A 19,364-nucleotide genomic window follows, 5' to 3' on the forward strand; every position below is an offset into this window, starting at 1 on the left:
GATCCCGACTAACGGAACCTACTCCGCAATTCGACTTCGACGACTCGGTAAAAGTGTTAGCTTCGCGAAAGACCTGCCAATTGTGTGCGAAGACACGTGAGGAACTCGATGACCCTGAACATTGCCGACCTGTTCGAGGCCGTTGCCGATGCAATTCCCGATCGAACACCGCTGATCCTCGAGGAAAAGCGCCTCACCTATCGGGAGCTCGAACTGCGGTCCAACCGATTGGCACACCACCTTCAGTCCGTCGGCGTGGAACCGGGGCAGCACGTCGGAATCCACATGAGGAACTGCGTCGAATATGTGGAAGCGCTACTGGCCTGCCTGAAGATCAGGGCTGTTCCGATCAACGTCAACTTCCGCTACACCGACGTCGAACTCGCATACGTCTATACCAACTCGAAGATGGTGGCATTGCTGGTCGAGGACGAATTCGCGGCAATCGCACTGCGCGTTGTACCGCAGTGCGCCGAGATCGACCACGTTCTGATCGTCGGCGACGAGTATGAAACGGCACTGGCCGCAGCGTCCGACATCCGGGATTTCGGGACTCGCTCAGACGATGACCATTTCATCATCTACACCGGCGGCACCACAGGTATGCCCAAGGGCGTTGTCTGGCGGCACGAAGACTTCTTCTTCGCTGCCCTGTCCGGAGCAAACCTCAGCGGGCCGCCGCGTCGTAGTCTCGAAGAAGTTGTGGATGCGGCGATTGCGAACACCAATCCCACCGTGCTGCTGCTCATTCCGCCGCTCATGCACGGAGCTGCCATCTACTCGCTGCTCACTGCCTTTCTGATGGGCGCGCCGCGAGTCCTGACCCGGAGCTTCGACCCCGCCGACGTGCTCCGGCTCGTCGAGGCCGAAAAGATCACCGGCATCACCGTTGTCGGCGACGCGATCGCCCGGCCCATCGCCGACGCGATCGCCGCTGCCGACGGTAAGTACGACATCTCCTCATTGAAGCTGATCGGATCCGGGGGTGCGCTGTTCTCGCCGAACCTCAAGGAAGAGTTGAAGTCCCGAATTCCCGGGCTGGTCATCAAGGACGCATTCGGCGCCTCGGAATCCGGCAACGACGGCGTCGTCGAGTTCAGCGAAGACGGAACGAAGCGAATTCGATCCAACCCCAACATGATTCTGGTCGACGAGGAATTGCGTCGCATCGAACCGGGATCGGATACCGTCGGCTACATCGCGCGAGCCGGACATGTGCCGATTGCCTACTTCGACGATCCGGAGAAATCAGCCGCGACGTTCCCGGTTGTCGACGGTGTCCGGATGGCAGTCCTCGGCGACATGGGAACGATGGAAGCGGACGGCACAATCGTGCTGCTCGGACGCGGTTCCATGTGCATCAACTCGGGTGGTGAGAAGGTGTACCCCGAAGAAGTGGAGCAGGCACTCAAGACTCACCCAGCGGTTTTCGATGCCCTGGTGGCGGGTGCACCCGATGCGAAATTCGGTGAGAAAGTGGCGGCGGTCGTCCAGATCCGGCCAGGCTTCGACGACGTGGAGCCAGGCGCCTTGTCCGAGCACTGCCGGATTCATGTGGCGGGGTACAAGATTCCGCGTTCGATAGTTCTGGTTCCGGAGATTCTTCGCTCACCGAGCGGAAAAGCAGATTACCGTTGGGCGAAGGAAACCGTCGCCAGGTTGTAAGCGCCGCGCAGCGGTTTTGCAGAAGACCTGTGCTGGAGCTCGCTGGGAGTTGTGTGTGACTGGGAACGATGCAGGTGCGGGTCATGTGTTTGTCGTTCGTGGTCGGCTCCAATCGGTGGACTGGGATGCCGCTGTCGTGTCTACGAGCGGTAATTTTCTGCCACGCAGGCATTGGTGGCCGGTACTTGGACTCGTCGAGCCGCTCGAGAGTGCACCACCCGGAGGTCGTCGGGGTTCGGTCCTTCCCCAAAGAGGGGCGTCCAGCTTGGCTGTTGAATGTCGCTTCGCGGATATCGGTGGACTGGTTGGTGGAGGGTGTCTACGAAGTCCTTGATGCGATTGCCGAAACTGGAATTCAGCCGGGCGGTAGCCGAGTTAAACCGCTAGTCGCATTGCCGACGTTCGGAGTGGGTTTGGGTGGTAAGGGCGCAGTTCGTGGCCAGGTGATCAAGGCATTGATCAACGCCGCTACCGTATGCGCTGACAAGTACGACTTCGATATTGCCTTTGTTGTCGCCAATTCTGCCGATTACGCTGCCTACCAATCGGTTCGGCGCGGATATCTGCGCAGTGCCGGAGTGCGGCCGCAGGTTCAGCAGTTGGCGGACCGATTACACGCCGGGGATGTCTCTTTGCTGTTGGGCGCCGGAGTCAGCATTCCCGCAGGCTTGCCGTCGTGGGACAGTCTGCTCGACCGGATTCGAAACGAAGCGCTTCCCGCTATCGACGCCGAACTCTTCTCCGGCCTCGGAGTTCTCGATCGTGCACAACTGTTGTCCAAGGCGTTGCATCCACGCGGATTGGGTATCAGCGTTGTCGAATTGACCGGGGGTGACGCCAAGCCGACGCTGTCACATTGCCTACTTGCTTCACTAGGTGTGACCAAAGTGGTTACTACCAACTACGACTCGCTCTACGAGAAAGCATTCGAATCTGCTCACGGTCCGGGTTCGATTTCGGTGCTACCGAGGGAAGAAGCTACCGCAGGTCGCCCCTGGATACTCAAGATGCATGGTGACAGTGGAGATCCCGACAGCATCGTGCTGAGTAGGCGCGACTTTGTCAGATACGACGCAGAGCGCCGTCCATTGGGATCAATTGTCCAATCGTTGATGGCTACCGGGCACCTAGTTGTCGTCGGTGCTTCCATGACTGACGACAACGTGCTCCGTCTGGCCCATGAGGTTCTTGCTCTCGACGAACACAACGGCCGGCAGCGAAAGCTCGGAACAGTGATAACACTGCGTCAAGACGACCTGCGAACTGAATTGTGGAGGAACGACTTCGACTATGTCGCAGCGTCGGATGCAGATAGCGATTCTACGGCTGCTCGTGATCTCGAGATATTTCTCGACAACCTTGCAATTTTGACAAGTGTCGACACGCCATACCTTCTGGACGTGAATTACAGCGGATTGCTCGAAGGTGAAGAGATTGCACTCGCTGATTCGTTGCGTGAAGTCACCAAAATGGTCCGTTCTCTACCGGAAGAGAGTCGCGAACGATGGGGAATCCTGGAAGCCGCCCTGCGCGGGCTTGGCGCTGAACCGTAGGTCAGCACGTCTCGCGAGCGTGAGTACGGCATGATGTGCTCACGGTTAGTTTTTATGTGCCCGTTTCACTATGAGTCCGACGTCGGAGATACGCCATGCCTACCAAACAGCTGACTTCGGTGGATTTCGAATTGATTCCGGCGAATATGGAAACCCGGTCTACGGATGTCCTGACGATTTTCCTGTTCGATTCCGGTAGTTCGACTCCGCTCGACAAGAAGGAACTACTCGAGTTTCTCGGAGATCGGGCGTCGCGGATTCCGGAATTGCGGTGGACCGTGACCACAGTTCCCGGCGGATTCGGGTTTCCTTATTGGGTCGACTCCGCACCGTTCGATATTGCCGAGCACGTCGAAGATCATGTCGAAATATCTTCGTGGAAAGGTGTTTTCGACTACTTCGGCGACATTGCCGCACAGATCGTCGATCCCTACGAATGCCTGTGGCGACTGCATGTCGTTCGAGGTGTTCGCGATGCCCCCGGGGTGCAGGGCGAAGCAACCGTCGTGATTCTCAAGGCGTCACACGCGCTAGGTGACGGGCACATCTACAACGCCATTGTTCACGACCTCTTCTCGTCCACGGATCTACCCGAATTCGTTCCGGAACTCACGACGCCGAACCCGTGGTGGTCGTCTCTGAAGGGGCTCCTCGGAACTCCGCGACAATATGTCCGCGCTTTTCGTGCTCTGCCGGAAACCCGGAAATACGACGCGCCGGATTCCGGTGGTGGCGCCGTGACCTTTACGGATAAGCGTTCGGCCACGGCGATCATGCTCGATCTGGTGGCGATTCGCGAAGCCAAGAGAATGTGGCCAGGGGTGACGGTGACCGCAATCGCCCAGACGATCATCTCGTTGTCACTGGAAGAATATTTTGGTGACAAGAGCCCGCGCTCGATGCAGGTGATGTCCGGCGCACCCGCAGGGGCCGAGGTGCGCGGGCAAAATCATATGGGTTGCTATCACGTCGATTTGGCGATGGACAAAGAAGATATTGCGGAGCGGCTTCGTGCGATAACCACGAACAACGATGATGGCAAAGCTGGATATCCCGACGCTTATCGAGCGGTTCGTACGCTGCAATACGAACTGCCGGCAATCGCAATCAGACCTGCATTGTCGTCGGAACCGAAACTGGGAACGGTGGCGAGCAGCGTCAACCGTGGCCCTGCCGTCATGACACTGGGCGATTCCAGGATTGTGTCGACTGCGTCATTTCCGTACGTGTCGCCGCGGAGTCCGTTCAACCACGGGATCTATTCGGTGGGTGACGTGCTCGCGATCTCAGTCCTGAGCGGAACTCCCGACAGTGGTGACATCGATGTCTACGCCGCTGTCCTGGAGAAGAATGCAGCCCGCGTCCTGGCCTGCCTCGAGGAACGAAGTACTAAAGCCACGGCTCGATAGGCTTCTTCACCCACATGATCTTCTCGTCGGCGTGCGTGCGCTGCGCCTCGGCGCGATCAGGGTGCGCCGCAGCCCACTGATCTTTTTCGTCGATGAGACCGGCTGCGATGGTCCAGGTCTCCCGGGTACTCGGGGGATTCGCATCGGCCGCCCGAGCCAACTTGCGTAACCGGTCGTCGGGCATGTCCAGGAGTTCGGCGGCAGTGATCCCACGATTCCACGCGAACTTGGCCAGACCCACCGCCTTCTCGCGTCGACTGCGACTGGCGATGTCGTTGTGTGCGAAGTCCTCGTTCTTGCCCATGGGTAACCACCTCCTGGAGAGCCTGTACAGCCTGGAGAGCACCGTACAACAAAAGAAGGCACCTTCTCCGCGAGGAAAAAGTGCCTTCTTCAAGTTCTTCACTGTCGGGGTGGCGGGATTTGAACCCACGACCTCTTCGTCCCGAACGAAGCGCGCTACCAAGCTGCGCCACACCCCGTGTCGAACCTCGGTTAGCTTACAGCACGAAGTCGGCAGGCATTAAATCCGCAGGTCAGTTGCGTAGAACCGGTGCAACAGACTGAGCGGAACCGCGCTCGGAGGAGTGCTCCGGTTCGCGACCGGTGGAGGGCACCAACGTCAACAGTGTTGCTTCGGGTCGGCAGCAGAAACGCACCGGAGCCCACGGCGAGGTTCCGATACCGGCCGACACGTGAAGCTGTGTGTGGGCGCCCCACTTGGACGGCCCCTTCACCCGGGAGCGGTCCAACTCGCAGTTCGTCACCAGTGCGCCGTAGAACGGCAGGCACAGCTGTCCACCGTGTGTATGGCCGGCGAGAACGAGGTCGTAGCCGTCCTCGGCGAAGCGATCCAACACCCGCGGTTCGGGGGAGTGCGTCAAACCGAGCTTCAGCTGAGCCAGGGGATTGGGCGGGCCCGCGATGGTGTCGTAACGATCGCGCTTGAGATGCGGATCGTCGACGCCGGCCGTGGCGATCTTGATGCCAGACACCTCGAGTTCGCGTCGCACATGCGTCACGTCGAGCCAACCACGCTCGGTGAATGCAGCCCGCAGATCTCCCCACGGCAGTGGATCGCCCGTGATGCGCTTCTTCTTGTCGAAGAGGTAGCTCAGCGGGTTCTTCGGCTTCGGGGCGAAGTAGTCGTTGCTGCCGAACACGAACAGGCCGGGACGGGCGAGCAGATCGCCGAGTGCCTGGACAACTGCGGGGACACTGCGCTGATGCGACAGGTTGTCGCCGGTGTTCACCACGAGATCCGGATCGAGGCTTTCGAGTTCGCGCAACCAGTTCTGCTTCAACCGCTGGTTAGGCATCATGTGCAGATCACTGAGGTGGAGAACCCGCAACGACGACGACCCCGGCTCGAGTACGGGCATCGTCACCTCGCGCAACGTAAAAGCATTGCGTTCGATGCCGGATGCGTACCCGATTCCGAGTGCAGCGACGCCCGCGGCACCAAGTGCGGTGCGGGTCAGGTTGGTGCGGAACTGGTCAGACACCAGTCAAGGATATAACTAAGGGGACGAGAGGCGGGGCGTGCGCGTAGCGTTTCCCTCATGTCCGACACGACAGCAACGCTCAAAGACAAACTCCGTTCCGACATGGTCGCATCCATGAAGGCCAAGGATCCGCTTCGCACCGGCACTCTTCGGATGCTCATCGCAGCAGTTCAGACCGAAGAGGTCGCCGGTAAGGAAGCACGAGTCCTCACCGACGAAGAAATCATCAAGGTTCTCGCCAAGGAATCGAAGAAGCGCGGGGAATCCGCCGAAATTTACACCGAGAACGGCCGCGGTGAACTTGCCGCGAAAGAGCGCGCCGAAGCGCAGATCATCGACGAATACCTGCCGACGCCGTTGACCGACGCAGAACTCGTCGACGTCGTCGACACCGCGTTGGCGCAGGTAGCCGAGGAACTCGGTGAACGTCCGGGAATGCGTCAGATGGGTCAGGTCATCAAGGCCGCCAGTGCTTTGGCCAAGGGCAAGGCTGACGGCGCACGTATCTCCGCTGCCGTGAAGTCTCGCCTGTAGGCATCACCGCCGATAGAAAACGGCCGCACCCTCACGAGGGTGCGGCCGTTCTCTTATGTAGTTGCCAGCGCGTATGTAGTTGCTAGCGCGGTGCCGGTGAATCCGGAGCCGGCGACGCTGGTGATGCCGGATCTGGTGAGCCGTCCGGCGACGCCGGTGCTACCGGCGCCCGTACCGACCCGTCACTGATGTAGATCGTGATGGTGGAACCCGGAATCGCCGAGCCCGACGGAGATGCGCCGGTGACAGTGCCGGCACGCGCACCCGACGCCGACGTCACCGCGTTGACGGTGAATCCCGACTCCTGCAGGCGGGAGGTGGCAGCAGACTGGCTCAGGCCGACAACCTCGGGAACCTGACCGTTCTGCGAACCGCGGGCGTACTTCGGGTCGATCGGCGGCAGCGCCGTGGGACCGAAATTGTTGGCAACCGGCATCATCGCAGCAAACCAACTCCGCGCCGGTTCGGTACCGCCGTACAGGTTTCCGCTGTAGCACGGGCGCAGCGGAGTCGAGCAGATCTCACCCGGGGTCGGGGAGTCGCCGAAGATGTAGACGGCCGCGGCCAGATTGTTCGTGAAGCCGAGGAACGCCGAAGACTTGTGAGTCTCCGTGGTACCGGTCTTACCGGACATCGGCAGGGTCCATCCGGCGCTGCCGGCGGCACCCGCAGAGGTACCCGCACCCACGTCGTCACGGCTGAGTGCATTGGCGAGGGTATCGGCCAAACCGGGCTCGACTACCTGCTCGCAGCCTTGTTCCGTGACCGTCACCGGCTTGCCGTAGCGGTCGACGACGGAATCGATCGGGCTGGGCGGGCACCACTTGCCGTGCGACGCCAACGTAGCCGCGACGTTGGACAGTTCGAGCGGATTGATCCAGGTCGGGCCGAGTGTGAACGAGCCGAGATTCTGTTCCTTCTGGAAGTCGGCCATGCTGCGATCGTCGAATCCCGACGTGTTGGGTTCGGCGTACGAACGCAGACCGAGACGCACGGCCATATCGACGGTCGGCGTCACACCTGTTGCCGCGATGAGCTTCACGAACGCGGTGTTGGGCGACTGCGCGAGCGCATCCGTCACCGACATCGTCGCCGGATAGTTACCGACGTTCTCGACGCAGTACGTGGACACCGGACATCCAGCGGCGCCGCCACTACCGAAGCCCTTGGCGTCGAAGCGCCGGGGGACGTCGAGTATCGCGTCGATGCCCAAGCCCTTCTCCATGGCGGCGGCGGTGGTGAAGACCTTGAACACCGAGCCGGCGCCGTCACCGGACAGCGAATACGGCTGGGCCAGGACGGTTTCGCTGGCTTCGGCGTCGAGACCGTACGTGCGGCTGCTGGCCATCGCCACAACCTTGTGCGAGTCCTGGCCTGGACGAATCACGCTCATGACGTTGGCGATGCCGTCGAGGTCCGGCTTGGCGTTTGCGTTGAGACCCGCCTTGGTGGAGGCCTGAACCGTCGGGTCGAGCGTGGTCTTGATGAGGTAGCCGCCCTCGTTGATCTGCTCGCGACTGATCCCGGCGTCCGAGAGGTATTTGAGTGCGTAGTCGCAGAAGAATCCACGGTCACCGGCTGCGATGCATCCACGCGGCAGCGTATTGGGAGTGGGGAGAACGCCCAGCGGCTCGTCTTTGGCTGCCCGGAACTCGTCGGCCTGGTCGGGGATATTGGTGATCATCGTGTCGAGCACGGTGTTGCGGCGCTCGGTGACACCTTCGACGTTGGTGTACGGGTTCAAGGCCGAACTCGACTGAACCATGCCGGCGAGCATCGCGGACTGCGGAATACTGAGATCTTTGGCGTCGACGCCGAAGTACGTCTGAGCGGCATCCTGGATTCCGAAGGAACCGTTACCGAAGGGCACGAGGTTCAGGTAACGGGTGAGGATCTCGTCCTTCGTGAGTTCCTTGTCCAATGTGAGTGCCATCCGGATTTCGCGAATCTTGCGAGCCGGAGTGGTCTCGATTGCAGCACGGCGTTCGGCGTCGGTTTTTGCGACGACCAACAGTTGGTAGTTCTTCACGTACTGCTGATCGAGCGTCGACGCACCCTGCTGGACCTCGCCGGAGGTGGTGTTGGTCAGGAAGGCGCGCAGCGTTCCCTGCCAGTCCACTCCCTTGTGATCCGGGAATCGACGGTCCTCGATGGAGACGATCGCCAACTTCATGTTGTTCGAGATCTGGTCACTCGGGACTTCGAACCGTCGCTGCTCGTACAGCCAGGCGATGGGATTGCCCGCCGAATCGACCATCGTCGAGACCGCAGGGACAGTGCCGTCCACCAGTTCGGCAGAAACGTTGTCAACCGTGTCCGCGGCTCGGTTGGATGCGAATCCGAGTCCGCCTGCCAGCGGAAACATCACTCCGGCAACGAGGACACCGGCCAACGCCGAACTTCCGGCGAGCTTCGCCACTGTTTTTGCAATCGACACGATCTACAGAGTACGTGTGCGCACCCACTGGGCGTGGCACGGAAAGAATTCGTGCCGGATAAAACGTCCTGAACACCCGGTTTGTACTGCCGTACCAAAAAAGGTGGACGGCCGTCTTGCGTCTGGGCGTTTCTTTACCTAAATTGTGTGAACGGTGTGATTGATATAACACTCGATCACGAATGTGTCTCAGCTTTCGTCGTGATATTCGCGACGGAGCGGAGATGTTGTGCTGCTCGCCCTCGAGGCGACGGACATACTTTGTAGAGGGGACCAGAGAATGTACACAGCCACCCCGAGTAGCCGTTTGGATGTCGAACAGGCAGAGGCTCGCATCGCCTGGGTAACGCAGGCGCGCTGCCGCGAAGTAGATCCGGATCAGCTTTTTGTTCGAGGTGCCGCGCAACGTAAGGCAGCAACAATCTGCCGACATTGCCCGGTCCTGATGCAGTGCGGAGCCGACGCTCTCGACAACCGCGTCGAATTCGGAGTGTGGGGCGGCATGACCGAACGCCAGCGACGCGCTCTCCTCAAGCAGCACCCCGACGTCGACTCGTGGTCCGAATTCTTCGAGGACCGGCGTCACCAGCAGTCCGCTGCTGTCTGACTAGCCCTTACGAGCGACTAGCCCTTACGAGTGAGCTGATCGCCCACGGCGCGCAGTGCCTCGAGGTCGGACACCTCGAACGGTAGTGACGGAACGCCGATCAGCGGCACCCTCGGATGAGCTGCGGTAAACCGGCTCAGCAATGCCACCTCACGTTTGGCGATTGCTGCGCGGTGAGCATGAATACGGAGCACCGCCTCCGTCAGCGCCTCGGCGTCAGTCGGATTTTCCTTGGCTGCGAGTTTGTCTGCGGCTGTTGCCGCGTGATCAGCAGGCAGCGCAGTCAGAGTTGGATGCGTTCGGTTCAGCACCAACCCGGCCAGCGGCATCGAATCCCCGGCCAGTCGGTCGACGAAAAACGCCGCCTCCCGCAACGCGTCGGGTTCCGCAGCAGCGATCACCAGGAAATGGGTGCCCGGCTGGCGAAGAAGCTCGTAAGTCTTGGTGGCGCGCTCGCGGAAACCACCGAACATCGAATCGAGCGACTGAACAAAGGCCGACGCGTCGGCGAGCATCGCGCTTCCGACGATCGTCGACACACCTTTCAGCGCCAATCCCATCGCACCGGCCACCAGCTTGGTCAAACCTCGCCCCGGAGCCGAGAGCAACCGGATCATCCGGCCGTCGAGGAACGTTCCCAGCCGCTGCGGAGCATCCAGGAAATCGAGTGCGTTCCGGGACGGCGGCGTATCCACGATCACCAGGTCCCACTTGTCGTTCGACGCAAGCTGTCCCAGCTTCTCCATCGCCATGTACTCCTGAGTTCCGGAGAACGACGTGGCAACGGTTTGGTAGAAGGGGTTCGCGAGAATCTGCTGAGCCTTGTCTGGGCTGGAATGCTCGAGCACCATCTCGTCGAACGTGCGACGCATGTTCAGCATCATCGCGTGCAGTTCGCCCGTTGCCTCGGGGCCGAGTTTCACCGGTTGCGGTGTGTTGTCGAGTTCCGCGACGCCCAGAGCCTGAGCCAGCCGCCTCGCCGGGTCGATCGTGAGAACGACGACGCGTCGGCCCTGCTCGGCCGCCCGCAGTGCCAACGACGCTGCTGTGGTGGTCTTGCCGACGCCGCCGGCGCCGCAGCACACCACAATTCGTGCGGTTGGATCGTTGATGATCGCCGAGATATCGAGTACCGGAGCGCTGCGGCGACCGGTTCTGGAACTGCCGGCCACGACGTTGTCAGTGACCGCGTTTTCTGTGGTTTCGGTCATCGGACACCCTGTTCCATGAGGTATTCGGCCAATTCGTACAGCCCGCCCAGGTCGACTCCGTCGGCCAGAGCCGGCAAGTGCAGTCGGGCGCCGTCGATCTCCTGCAGTTTCTCCGAACTGGATTCCTGCGCTTCGAGAACCGATGCGTGCTCGATGGTCTCCGTCAGCAGTCCGGCGAAGTCGTCGTCCGACAATTCGAGGCCGACATCCGTGAGCGTCGACCGGATCGCCGCCGCATCGATTTCGCCGGCCGCAGCCCCGGCTAGCGCGCCGTCCGGCAGGAACTTCGGGCTGGTGCGGTTGACGATGATCGCGCCGAGATTGAGCTCGTCTCGTGCCAGCTCCAAGGCGGCATCCGCGGTTTCCTGCACGGGCAGGGCCTCGAGTAGCGCCACCAGATGCACCACCGTTTCCGGTGAGTGCAGCAGCCGCACGACGCCCTCGCTCTGCGAATGCACCGGCCCGCCCTTGGCGAGATCGGCCATAGCCTTCGTGACGTCGAGAAAACTACCGATCCGGCCCGTCGGTGGGGCATCGACGACAACGGCGTCGTACACCCGCTTCCCGGTTCGATCGGTGCGGATGACGCACTCCTTGATCTTGCCGGTGAGCAGCACGTCACGCAGGCCAGGGGCAATGGTGGTGGCGAACTCGATGGCGCCGAACTTGCGCATCGCGCGGCCCGCGAATCCCAGGTTGTAGAACATCTCCAAGTACTCGAGGAAAGCCGTCTCGATGTCGACGGCCAACGCCATCACCTCACCGCCACCTTCGGCAGCTGCGACCTTCGTTTCCTGCGGAGGCAACGGTGGCACGTCGAAGAGCTGCGCAATTCCCTGGCGACCCTCCACTTCCACCAGCAGAACGCGTCGGCCGCCTTCGGCTAACGCGAGCGCCAAGGCGGCGGCTACCGTCGACTTACCGGTTCCGCCTTTGCCCGACACAAAATGCAGGCGGGCCTTCGATGCAGACTCCGGCCAGCTCTTGCTCAGCTCATCTTGGGATGCGACCACACCGCGAGCCTATAAGTCTGGGGCCGAAGATGTGCGCGGGATAGGCTCACCACATGAGTGAATTGACTTCCTGGGAATACACCGTTACTCCGTTGCTGGTCCACAACCCGAAGGCCATCCTCGACAATTGGGGCGTCGACGGCTGGGAACTGGTGACGGTTCTTCCGAGCGCGTCGGGCGAACAGCACGTCGCGTACCTCAAGCGTCCGAAGGTCGCCGGCGCATGACCGAAACAACGCAGACCTGGTCAGCGCGTCTCGCGGAACTCGGCATCGAGCTGCCCGCAGTTGCGGCGCCGGTCGCTGCCTACGTCCCTGCGGTTCGCAGTGGTGATCACGTCTACACGTCCGGCCAGTTGCCTTTTGTCGAGGGAAAGCTGTCGTTGACGGGCAAGCTCGGTGCGGATGCGTCGGATGAAGATGCAAAGGCCGCCGCGCGTGTCTGTGCCCTCAACGCTCTTGCCGCGATCAACGCCCTGGTCGGCATCGACAACCTGGTTCGTGTCGTCAAGGTCGTCGGATTTGTAGCTTCTGCTGAAGGTTTCACCGGTCAGCCCGGCGTGATCAACGGCGCCTCCGAATTCCTCGTCGAGGTCTTCGGCGACGAGGGCATTCACGCCCGCTCCGCTGTCGGTGTTGCAGAACTTCCCCTCGGCTCCGCTGTCGAGGTGGAACTGATCGTAGAAGTTCGCTGATGACAACGGTTCATCCCGCATACGCGCAGCTTCGCCGCGTCACCGATATCGCGTCCGTCATGCTCGAGAACAACCCGGGCATGATGACGCTCGACGGCACGAACACCTGGATTCTGCAGGCGCCGGGCAGCGACGAATATGTCGTCGTCGATCCCGGTGACAACGACGAAGAACACCTGCAGCGAGTGGCCGGAGTCGGCCAAGTGGCGTTGGTCTTGATCACGCATCGGCACTTCGACCACACCGGCGGTGTGAGCCGTCTTCATGAATTGACCTCGGCGCCAGTGCGTTCCGTTTCTCCCGAGTTCCTGCGCGGCGACGGCACGACGCTTGTCGACGGCGAACTCATCGAGGTTGCCGGGCTGCGCCTGCGTATCGTGGCGACCCCCGGCCATACCGCGGACTCCGTCTCGATCGTCATCGAGAACGAAGGCAGCGTGCTGACCGGCGACACGATACTCGGCCGTGGCACAACGGTTCTCGATGATTCGGACGGCGATCTGGGGGATTACCTCGCGTCGTTGCATGCGCTCATCGAGCTCGGCGACGGGCGAACCGTTCTCCCCGGACACGGTCCGGAACTGCCTGACCTGCACGAGATTTCAAAACAGTATCTCGCGCATCGCGAGGAGCGGCTCGATCAGGTGCGGGCTGCGTTGGCCGTGCTCGGCAATTCGGCATCGGTTCGTGAGATTGTCGAGCACGTCTACTCGGACGTCGATCCCAAACTGTGGCCGGTTGCGGAAAAATCCGTCAACGTGCAGTTGGCGTATCTGCGTCGCTGAAGTGCGTAGTCGTTGAAGTTCGTAGTCGCCGAAGTTCGTAGTCGCTGAGCTGTATAGCGGAACTGCCGCCCGTTATACCTATCCAGGTATAGCTGACGGCAGTTTTTGCATTTGTTTGATATGGGCTCGGGGCCAATAGTTGGTCCATGACCTCACACTGCGACGGATGGATCCGCAACTACGTGGATGGCTCCTATGTCGAACCCGACGCGTCGTCGAGCTTCGACCAGGTAGACCCCGCAACCGGCCGTGTTCTGGCCAAGGTCCACGAAGCCGACCGGGCTCTGGTCGATCGGGCCGTGACCTCCGCCAGGCGTGCCCTGGACAACGGTTGGGCGGATACACCGGTCCGCGAGCGCACCGCGCTGCTGCGACGGGCCGCCGATCGGATCGAGGAGCGATTCGAGGAATTTGTCGCCGCAGAAATGGCGGACACCGGCAAGCCGATCACGCAGGCCCGCGAACTCGACGTTGCGCGCGCCCTGACGAACTTCCGCACCTTCGCCGACATCGTTGCCGCGGCCGGCCAGGAATCGTTTGTCACCGATCTTGCCGGCGGCAAGCAGGCGCTGAACTACGCGATCCGCAAGCCGCTCGGCGTGGTTGCCGTCATCGTGCCGTGGAACCTGCCGCTGCTTCTCCTGACCTGGAAGGTTGCGCCCGCCCTGGCATGCGGAAACTCGGTGGTGGTCAAGCCTTCCGAAGAGACCCCGGCAACAGCGTCGTTGCTGGCGGAGGTGCTCGAAGAGGTCGGCCTGCCTGCCGGCGTCTACAACGTTGTCCACGGGTTCGGCGCGAATTCCGCGGGCGAGTTCCTCACCACTCACCCCGGTATCGACGGAGTCACCTTCACGGGATCGTCGGCAACCGGTTCACATGTCATGAAAACTGTTGCCCCGCGGGTACGCCCGGTCTCGTTCGAACTCGGCGGCAAGAACGCCGCGATCGTGTTCGACGACGTCGACATCGACGAAGCGCTGACGGGCCTGACCAAGTCGGTGTTCACCAACACCGGCCAGGTCTGCCTGTGCACCGAACGGGTGTACGTGCACCGCAGCATTTTCGACGACATCGCCGGTGGACTCGTGGAGCGAGCTGCCGGTTTGCGTCTGGGCGACCCGACACTCGCTGCGACGACGACCGGACCCCTCATCTCGCAGGCGCACCGGAAGAAGGTTCTCGACTACTTCGAGATCGCCGAGCAGGAGGGCGCAAAAGTGTTGACCGGTGGCGGTATTCCGGATCTCGGGCAGAATCTGGCCGGCGGATCGTGGATCGAACCCACCCTGTGGACGGGCTTGACCAACAAGGATCGCGCTGTGCGGGAGGAGATCTTCGGACCCGTCGCGGCACTGATTCCGTTCGACACCGAGGCCGAAGCGATCGCCTTGGCGAATGACACCGAGTACGGCCTGGCGGCATCGGTGTGGACCAACGACTTGCGTCGTGGACACCGCGTCGCTCAGAAGATGAACGTCGGAATCTCCTGGGTCAACACGTGGTTCACCCGTGAGCTCCGGTCTCCCTTCGGCGGCATGGGTCTGTCCGGCATCGGGCGCGAGGGCGGCGAGTCTTCGTTGCACTTCTACACCGAACCGACGAATGTGTGTGTGCAACTGTGAAGATCGAAGCAGCAGTAGTTCAGTCCCCAGAAATGAGCGAGGCGTGATGACAGCCCCAGAAGACACCGTATTCGCGCTCGCGCGTCGCCTCGACGACGCTGCGCAGAGTCGCACCGACACCCCGAGCCTCGCCGATGATCACACCATCGACATCGACGACGCGTACCGGATTCAGAACCTTCTCCTCGAACGCCGCACTGCCCGTGGCGAATCCGTTGTCGGTGTCAAGCTCGGCTTCACCAGCCAAGCGAAGATGGCACAGATGGGTGTCTCCGAAGTGATCGTCGGGCAGTTGACCGATGCGATGGCGGTGGACAACGGCGGTGATCTGGACCTGTCGGCGTTCATCCACCCCAAGATCGAACCCGAAGTCGCGTACCGACTGTCGAAGGACGTCGATCTCGACGACCCGAGCGTGGACATCGAGTCCTGCGTCGACGCGGTGGCTCCGGCGATGGAGATCATCGATTCGCGTTACCGCGACTTCCGGTTCACCTACACCGATGTTGTCGCCGACAACACCAGTGCTGCCGGGTATGTGATCGGCCCGTGGCAGCCGCTGCGCAGTGCCGCGAACCTGGTGGTGCGGATGGAGGTAGGCAGCGAAACGGCAACCGGCTCGACGGCAGCGATACTCGGAGATCCCGTACGTGCGTTGCAGGCCTTGGTGGATATCGCGCGCCGACGCCGAATTCCGTTGCGCGCCGGGTACGTGATCTTGGCCGGCGCGGCGACTGCGGCTGTGCGACTCGACGAGGGAGTCGCACAGTGCAGCATCGACGGACTTGGCACCGTCACGGTGAGAGGTGTGAAGCGATGAGTGGGGCGCAGGTCATCGAGAAGCTGGCCAAGCCGCGCGGAAAGTTCCCGCACGTCAAGGTGGTCGGAGACTTCGTCTACGTCTCCGGCACCAGCTCGCGTCGGCCCGACAACACGTTTGTCGGCGTCGAGGTCGACGAGATGGGCACCACGGCGCTCGATATTCGGGCGCAGACACGCGCCGTCATCGAGAACATCGCGGCGATCCTCGCCGAAGTGGGCGGAGAACTGAGTGATCTGGTTCAGGTCACCTCGTACCTGGTGTCGATGAACGACTTCGGCGGCTACAACGAGGTGTACGCCGAACTGTTCGACGAAAACGGTCCGACGAGAACCACAGTGGCAGTTCACCAACTGCCCCACCCGCACCTGCTCATCGAAATTTCCGGCGTGGCGTACGTGCCCGCCGCCAAGCGCTCAGCGTCCGAAGATACGGAGAATGCATCATGACCACGATTCCTCCCGTCATCGACTTCAAGAAGTGGATCGACGACAACCGCCACCTGCTGCAGCCGCCCGTCAACAATCAGACGATGGCGCTGGGAGACGACTTCATCGTGCAGGTTGTGGGCGGCCCCAACCAGCGAACCGACTACCACCTCGATCCGTACGAGGAGTGGTTCTATCAGGTCGAAGGTGACATCCACGTCAATGTCATGACTGACGACGGACCGGTGCGAGTCGATATCCGTGAAGGTGAAAGCTGGCTGCTGCCGGGAAATCTGCCGCATTCACCGCAGCGCCCCACCGCGGGATCGATCGGCCTGGTGATCGAAAGGGTGCGGCAGGAAGGAACATTGGAGCACTTCCAGTGGTACTGCCTTGAATGCAACCACAAGATCTACGAAGTCGAACTCCAAGTCCGCGATATCGTGGCCGATCTTCCCCCGGTCTTCGTCACGTTCTACGAGAGTGAAGACGCTCGCACATGTGACCAGTGCGGCACGCTCCATCCCGGCAAGGGCTGAGCGATGAGCAACATGATCGACATTCACACCCACTACGTGCCGAATGGGTGGCCCGATCTCACCGGCGACGCCGGCCCGGACGCGCCGTGGCTGAAGGTGGAGTCGGAAACCGAAGCCATGATCATGATGGGCACCAAGGAGTTCCGCCGTATCCAGTCCGATGCCTGGGACGCCGAAGTGCGCCTTCGTGACATGGATGCCGACGGCGTCCACACGCAGGTCGTCTCGCCGACACCGGCATTCTTCAACTACGGCAGAACAGGCGAGCAGGCCGATCGCATCTCCCGGATCTTCAACGACCTGGCACTCGAGATCGTCGAACCCGCTCGAGATCGCCTCATCCCGTTCTGTCAGGTTCCGTTGCAAGACACCGATGCCGCGTGCCGTGAACTCGAACGGTGCATCGCCAACGGGCACCGGGGTGTCGAGATCGGCAATCACGTCGGCGACCTCGATCTCGACAGCGAAGGCGTCGTGACGTTCCTGCAGCACTGCGCGTCACTGGATGTTCCTGTGTTCGTGCATCCGTGGGACATGGCGTCCTCGCCGCGCCTGGATCGGTGGATGGCGCAGTGGCTCACCGCCATGCCCGCAGAAACGCATCTGTCGATACTCGCGCTGATCCTCGGCGGCGTGTTCGACAAGATCGACGACCGGCTCAAGATCGGATTTGCCCACGGTGGTGGATCTTTCGCGTTCTGGCTCGGCCGGATGGAAAACGCCTGGCACGGCCGCAACGACATCATCGGTACATCGGAGTTCCCGCCGTCGCACTACCTGGGCAGGTTCTACGTGGATTCCGTCGTCTTCGACGACCGTGCACTGCGACTACTGGTCGACACGGTAGGCGTGGACCGGGTGATGGTGGGAAGTGACTACCCGTATCCTCTCGGTGAGCGGCCGGTCGGTGAGGTGGTGCGCAAGAGTGAGTTCCTGGACGATACTGCGCGCCAACTGATTTCACGGGGAAATGCGGAACGCTTCCTGGGGATCTGCTGATCCTTCAGCTATGCCATTTCCGGTATGACGAACGGTGATTTCGGCATTTGTGAGTCATGTCTCAAGTGAGCATAATTCAGGCAACCCATATTTCAGGCAACCTTTGAAACTCGCTCGACAAAAACAGAATTCACCTTCCGTCCTGCCCCTCATCCAATCGATAGGTATCCGCGATGACCACAAGCGTAACCAGTGACGGAAAGCCGTTGCCGGAGAAAGCTGCCCGCAGCCGGGTTGCCATGGCAACCCTCGCCGGGACAACTCTCGAATGGTACGACTTCTTTCTCTACGGAACAGCAGCAGCGCTGATCTTCAACAAGCAGTTCTTCCCGAGCCTGAGTCCGACAGCCGGCACCCTCGCAGCCTTCAGTACCTTTGCGGTCGGCTTCATCGCGAGGCCTGTTGGCGGCTTGGTGTTCGGGCACTTCGGTGACCGGATCGGTCGCAAGGCGACGCTTGTGGTGTCTCTGGTGATGATGGGAGTCGGGTCCACGCTGATCGGGCTCATCCCGAATTACGATTCCATCGGATTCTGGGCGCCGGTACTACTGGTAGCGATGAGAGTCGTCCAGGGCATCGGTCTCGGCGGCGAGGGTGCCGGTGCCACGCTGATGTCGATGGAGCACGCGCCGGCCGGGCAGAAGAACCTGTATGCGGGTTTCCCCCAGATGGGCACGCCCGCCGGACTTGTTCTGGCCAACGGTATCTTCCTGACCACCAGTGCATTGATGTCGGACTCGGCATTCGAATCGTGGGGTTGGCGTATACCGTTCCTGCTCAGCTTCGTTCTGGTGGCGATCGGTCTGGTGATCAGGTTGCGGGTTACCGAATCGCCCTCGTTCGCCGGAATCATGGAGAAGGGTGAGATCGTTCGGTTCCCGCTGCGTGAGTCGCTCAAGGTCGGGTTCCCGCGGTTGTCACTGACGCTGGCCGCGTGCTTGGCGAACTCCGCCGTGGCTTACGCCTTCATGGTGTTCACCCTCTCGTACGGAACTCAACACCTTGGCTACGACAAACAATTCCTGGTGCTCAGCGTCACCGCGGCAGCAGTCCTGTGGTTCGTCTCCATCCCGATCTGGACCAAGGTGGCCGACAAGTACGGTCGACGGCACATGTTCATCGGCGGATCCGCAGCAATCCTGTTGTGGTGCATCGTGTTCTTCCCGCTGCTGAACACCGAGAACAAGGTTGTTGCGGTCGTGGCGTTCCTGGGAATGGGCCTGATCATTCCGGTGACCCATTGCGTTCAGGGAAGCATCATTGCGGATACGTTCCCGGCCAAGGTTCGATACTCGGGTTCGTCGTTGATTCTGCAGAGTGGTGCGATTCTCGGCGGCGGACTGGCTCCGATGATTGCGACAGCTCTGCTGGACGCCACGGGATCCTCTGTGGGCGTGACGTGGTACCTCGCGGCGATCTGCTCGATCAGCCTGGTCGGCGCGATAGCACTGTTCAAGGTGGTGCCCGACTCGTCACGCGGATTGCAGCACGAAGAGGTTCGGGTGGCAGAAAACGCCTGACGTGTAACGATATTCGAAAGCCC

At 61.3% G+C, this 19,364-nt stretch carries 19 protein-coding genes and 1 tRNA gene; 14 read left to right on the plus strand and 6 right to left on the minus strand.

Translation table 11 applies throughout. The features are described 5' to 3' along the window. The first annotated feature begins 108 nt into the window (after window positions 1–108). The 3 genes from FFI94_RS02290 to FFI94_RS02300 all read left to right on the plus strand — a co-directional run bounded on the left by FFI94_RS02290 (window position 109) and on the right by FFI94_RS02300 (window position 4,627). The gene (locus FFI94_RS02290; protein ID WP_138871566.1) at window positions 109–1,665 is read left to right on the plus strand and encodes an acyl-CoA synthetase; all 1,557 of its coding nucleotides are present in this window, start codon (window positions 109–111) and stop codon (window positions 1,663–1,665) included. Between the two features lie 296 nt (window positions 1,666–1,961). Next, window positions 1,962–3,218 (plus strand): SIR2 family protein, encoded by a 1,257-nt coding sequence (locus FFI94_RS02295; RefSeq protein ID WP_185993110.1) that lies wholly within the window; start codon window positions 1,962–1,964, stop codon window positions 3,216–3,218. 95 nt (window positions 3,219–3,313) lie between these two features. Continuing rightward, window positions 3,314–4,627 carry a wax ester/triacylglycerol synthase domain-containing protein gene (locus tag FFI94_RS02300; RefSeq protein WP_138871568.1) on the plus strand — a complete coding sequence of 438 codons (1,314 nt, stop codon included), beginning with the start codon at window positions 3,314–3,316 and terminating at the stop codon, window positions 4,625–4,627. Here the strand turns inward: FFI94_RS02300 and FFI94_RS02305 are convergent. The 3 genes from FFI94_RS02305 to FFI94_RS02315 all read right to left on the minus strand — a co-directional run bounded on the left by FFI94_RS02305 (window position 4,608) and on the right by FFI94_RS02315 (window position 6,132). Further along, on the minus strand, window positions 4,608–4,931 hold the full coding sequence (locus FFI94_RS02305; RefSeq protein WP_045066546.1) for a hypothetical protein: 324 nt from the start codon (window positions 4,929–4,931) through the stop codon (window positions 4,608–4,610). The genes FFI94_RS02300 and FFI94_RS02305 overlap by 20 nt on opposite strands. A gap of 104 nt (window positions 4,932–5,035) precedes the next feature. Further along, window positions 5,036–5,109, minus strand: a tRNA-Pro gene (locus FFI94_RS02310). A gap of 54 nt (window positions 5,110–5,163) precedes the next feature. Further along, a complete protein-coding gene (locus FFI94_RS02315) occupies window positions 5,164–6,132 on the minus strand; it encodes a metallophosphoesterase (RefSeq protein ID WP_138871569.1) in 969 nt (322 codons plus the stop codon). Window positions 6,133–6,189: 57 nt separating this feature from the next. Between FFI94_RS02315 and FFI94_RS02320 the strand changes: the two genes are divergently transcribed. Continuing rightward, a complete protein-coding gene (locus tag FFI94_RS02320) occupies window positions 6,190–6,666 on the plus strand; it encodes a GatB/YqeY domain-containing protein (RefSeq protein WP_138871570.1) in 477 nt (158 codons plus the stop codon). 82 nt (window positions 6,667–6,748) lie between these two features. Here FFI94_RS02320 and FFI94_RS02325 read toward each other — a convergent pair whose 3' ends face one another. Then, window positions 6,749–9,085 (minus strand): transglycosylase domain-containing protein, encoded by a 2,337-nt coding sequence (locus FFI94_RS02325; RefSeq protein ID WP_138873558.1) that lies wholly within the window; start codon window positions 9,083–9,085, stop codon window positions 6,749–6,751. A gap of 298 nt (window positions 9,086–9,383) precedes the next feature. On the opposite strand from FFI94_RS02325, the gene FFI94_RS02330 reads away from it, so the two are divergent. Beyond that, window positions 9,384–9,710 (plus strand): WhiB family transcriptional regulator, encoded by a 327-nt coding sequence (locus tag FFI94_RS02330; protein ID WP_138871571.1) that lies wholly within the window; start codon window positions 9,384–9,386, stop codon window positions 9,708–9,710. Between the two features lie 17 nt (window positions 9,711–9,727). On the opposite strand, the gene FFI94_RS02335 is transcribed toward FFI94_RS02330, so the two are convergent. Together FFI94_RS02335 and FFI94_RS02340 are read right to left on the minus strand one after the other, a co-directional pair. Next, window positions 9,728–10,921, minus strand: a complete 1,194-nt coding sequence (locus FFI94_RS02335; protein WP_260683813.1) for an ArsA family ATPase — start codon at window positions 10,919–10,921, stop codon at window positions 9,728–9,730. After that, window positions 10,918–11,934 carry an ArsA-related P-loop ATPase gene (locus FFI94_RS02340; RefSeq protein ID WP_138871572.1) on the minus strand — a complete coding sequence of 339 codons (1,017 nt, stop codon included), beginning with the start codon at window positions 11,932–11,934 and terminating at the stop codon, window positions 10,918–10,920. The genes FFI94_RS02335 and FFI94_RS02340 overlap by 4 nt, the downstream gene beginning before the upstream one ends. Window positions 11,935–11,987: 53 nt before the next feature. Here FFI94_RS02340 and FFI94_RS33535 point away from each other — a divergent pair, with 53 nt between their 5' ends. The 9 genes from FFI94_RS33535 (at window position 11,988) to FFI94_RS02380 (ending at window position 19,341) form a co-directional block, all read left to right on the plus strand. Further along, window positions 11,988–12,161, plus strand: a complete 174-nt coding sequence (locus FFI94_RS33535) for a hypothetical protein (RefSeq protein WP_092805866.1) — start codon at window positions 11,988–11,990, stop codon at window positions 12,159–12,161. Continuing rightward, window positions 12,158–12,628, plus strand: a complete 471-nt coding sequence (locus tag FFI94_RS02345; RefSeq protein ID WP_138871573.1) for a RidA family protein — start codon at window positions 12,158–12,160, stop codon at window positions 12,626–12,628. The genes FFI94_RS33535 and FFI94_RS02345 overlap by 4 nt, the downstream gene beginning before the upstream one ends. Next, window positions 12,628–13,413, plus strand: a complete 786-nt coding sequence (locus tag FFI94_RS02350) for an MBL fold metallo-hydrolase (protein WP_138871574.1) — start codon at window positions 12,628–12,630, stop codon at window positions 13,411–13,413. The genes FFI94_RS02345 and FFI94_RS02350 overlap by 1 nt, the downstream gene beginning before the upstream one ends. Before the next feature lie 146 nt (window positions 13,414–13,559). After that, a complete protein-coding gene (locus FFI94_RS02355; RefSeq protein ID WP_138871575.1) occupies window positions 13,560–15,035 on the plus strand; it encodes a 2-hydroxymuconic semialdehyde dehydrogenase in 1,476 nt (491 codons plus the stop codon). A gap of 46 nt (window positions 15,036–15,081) precedes the next feature. After that, window positions 15,082–15,855: a 2-keto-4-pentenoate hydratase gene (locus tag FFI94_RS02360; RefSeq protein WP_138871576.1), complete on the plus strand. Its 774-nt coding sequence runs from the start codon at window positions 15,082–15,084 to the stop codon at window positions 15,853–15,855. Further along, window positions 15,852–16,304 (plus strand): RidA family protein, encoded by a 453-nt coding sequence (locus tag FFI94_RS02365; protein ID WP_138871577.1) that lies wholly within the window; start codon window positions 15,852–15,854, stop codon window positions 16,302–16,304. Before FFI94_RS02360 ends, FFI94_RS02365 begins: the two co-directional genes overlap by 4 nt. Next, window positions 16,301–16,822: a 3-hydroxyanthranilate 3,4-dioxygenase gene (locus tag FFI94_RS02370; RefSeq protein ID WP_138871578.1), complete on the plus strand. Its 522-nt coding sequence runs from the start codon at window positions 16,301–16,303 to the stop codon at window positions 16,820–16,822. The genes FFI94_RS02365 and FFI94_RS02370 overlap by 4 nt, the downstream gene beginning before the upstream one ends. 3 nt (window positions 16,823–16,825) lie before the next feature. Then, the gene (locus FFI94_RS02375; protein WP_138871579.1) at window positions 16,826–17,821 is read left to right on the plus strand and encodes an amidohydrolase family protein; all 996 of its coding nucleotides are present in this window, start codon (window positions 16,826–16,828) and stop codon (window positions 17,819–17,821) included. A 173-nt stretch (window positions 17,822–17,994) separates the two neighbouring features. Beyond that, complete coding sequence (locus FFI94_RS02380) at window positions 17,995–19,341, plus strand: MFS transporter (RefSeq protein WP_138871580.1); 1,347 nt, start codon at window positions 17,995–17,997, stop codon at window positions 19,339–19,341. Window positions 19,342–19,364 lie beyond the last annotated feature (23 nt).

Origin of the sequence: Rhodococcus sp. KBS0724 (genome assembly GCF_005938745.2) — a bacterium.
Lineage (GTDB): Bacteria > Actinomycetota > Actinomycetes > Mycobacteriales > Mycobacteriaceae > Rhodococcus_F.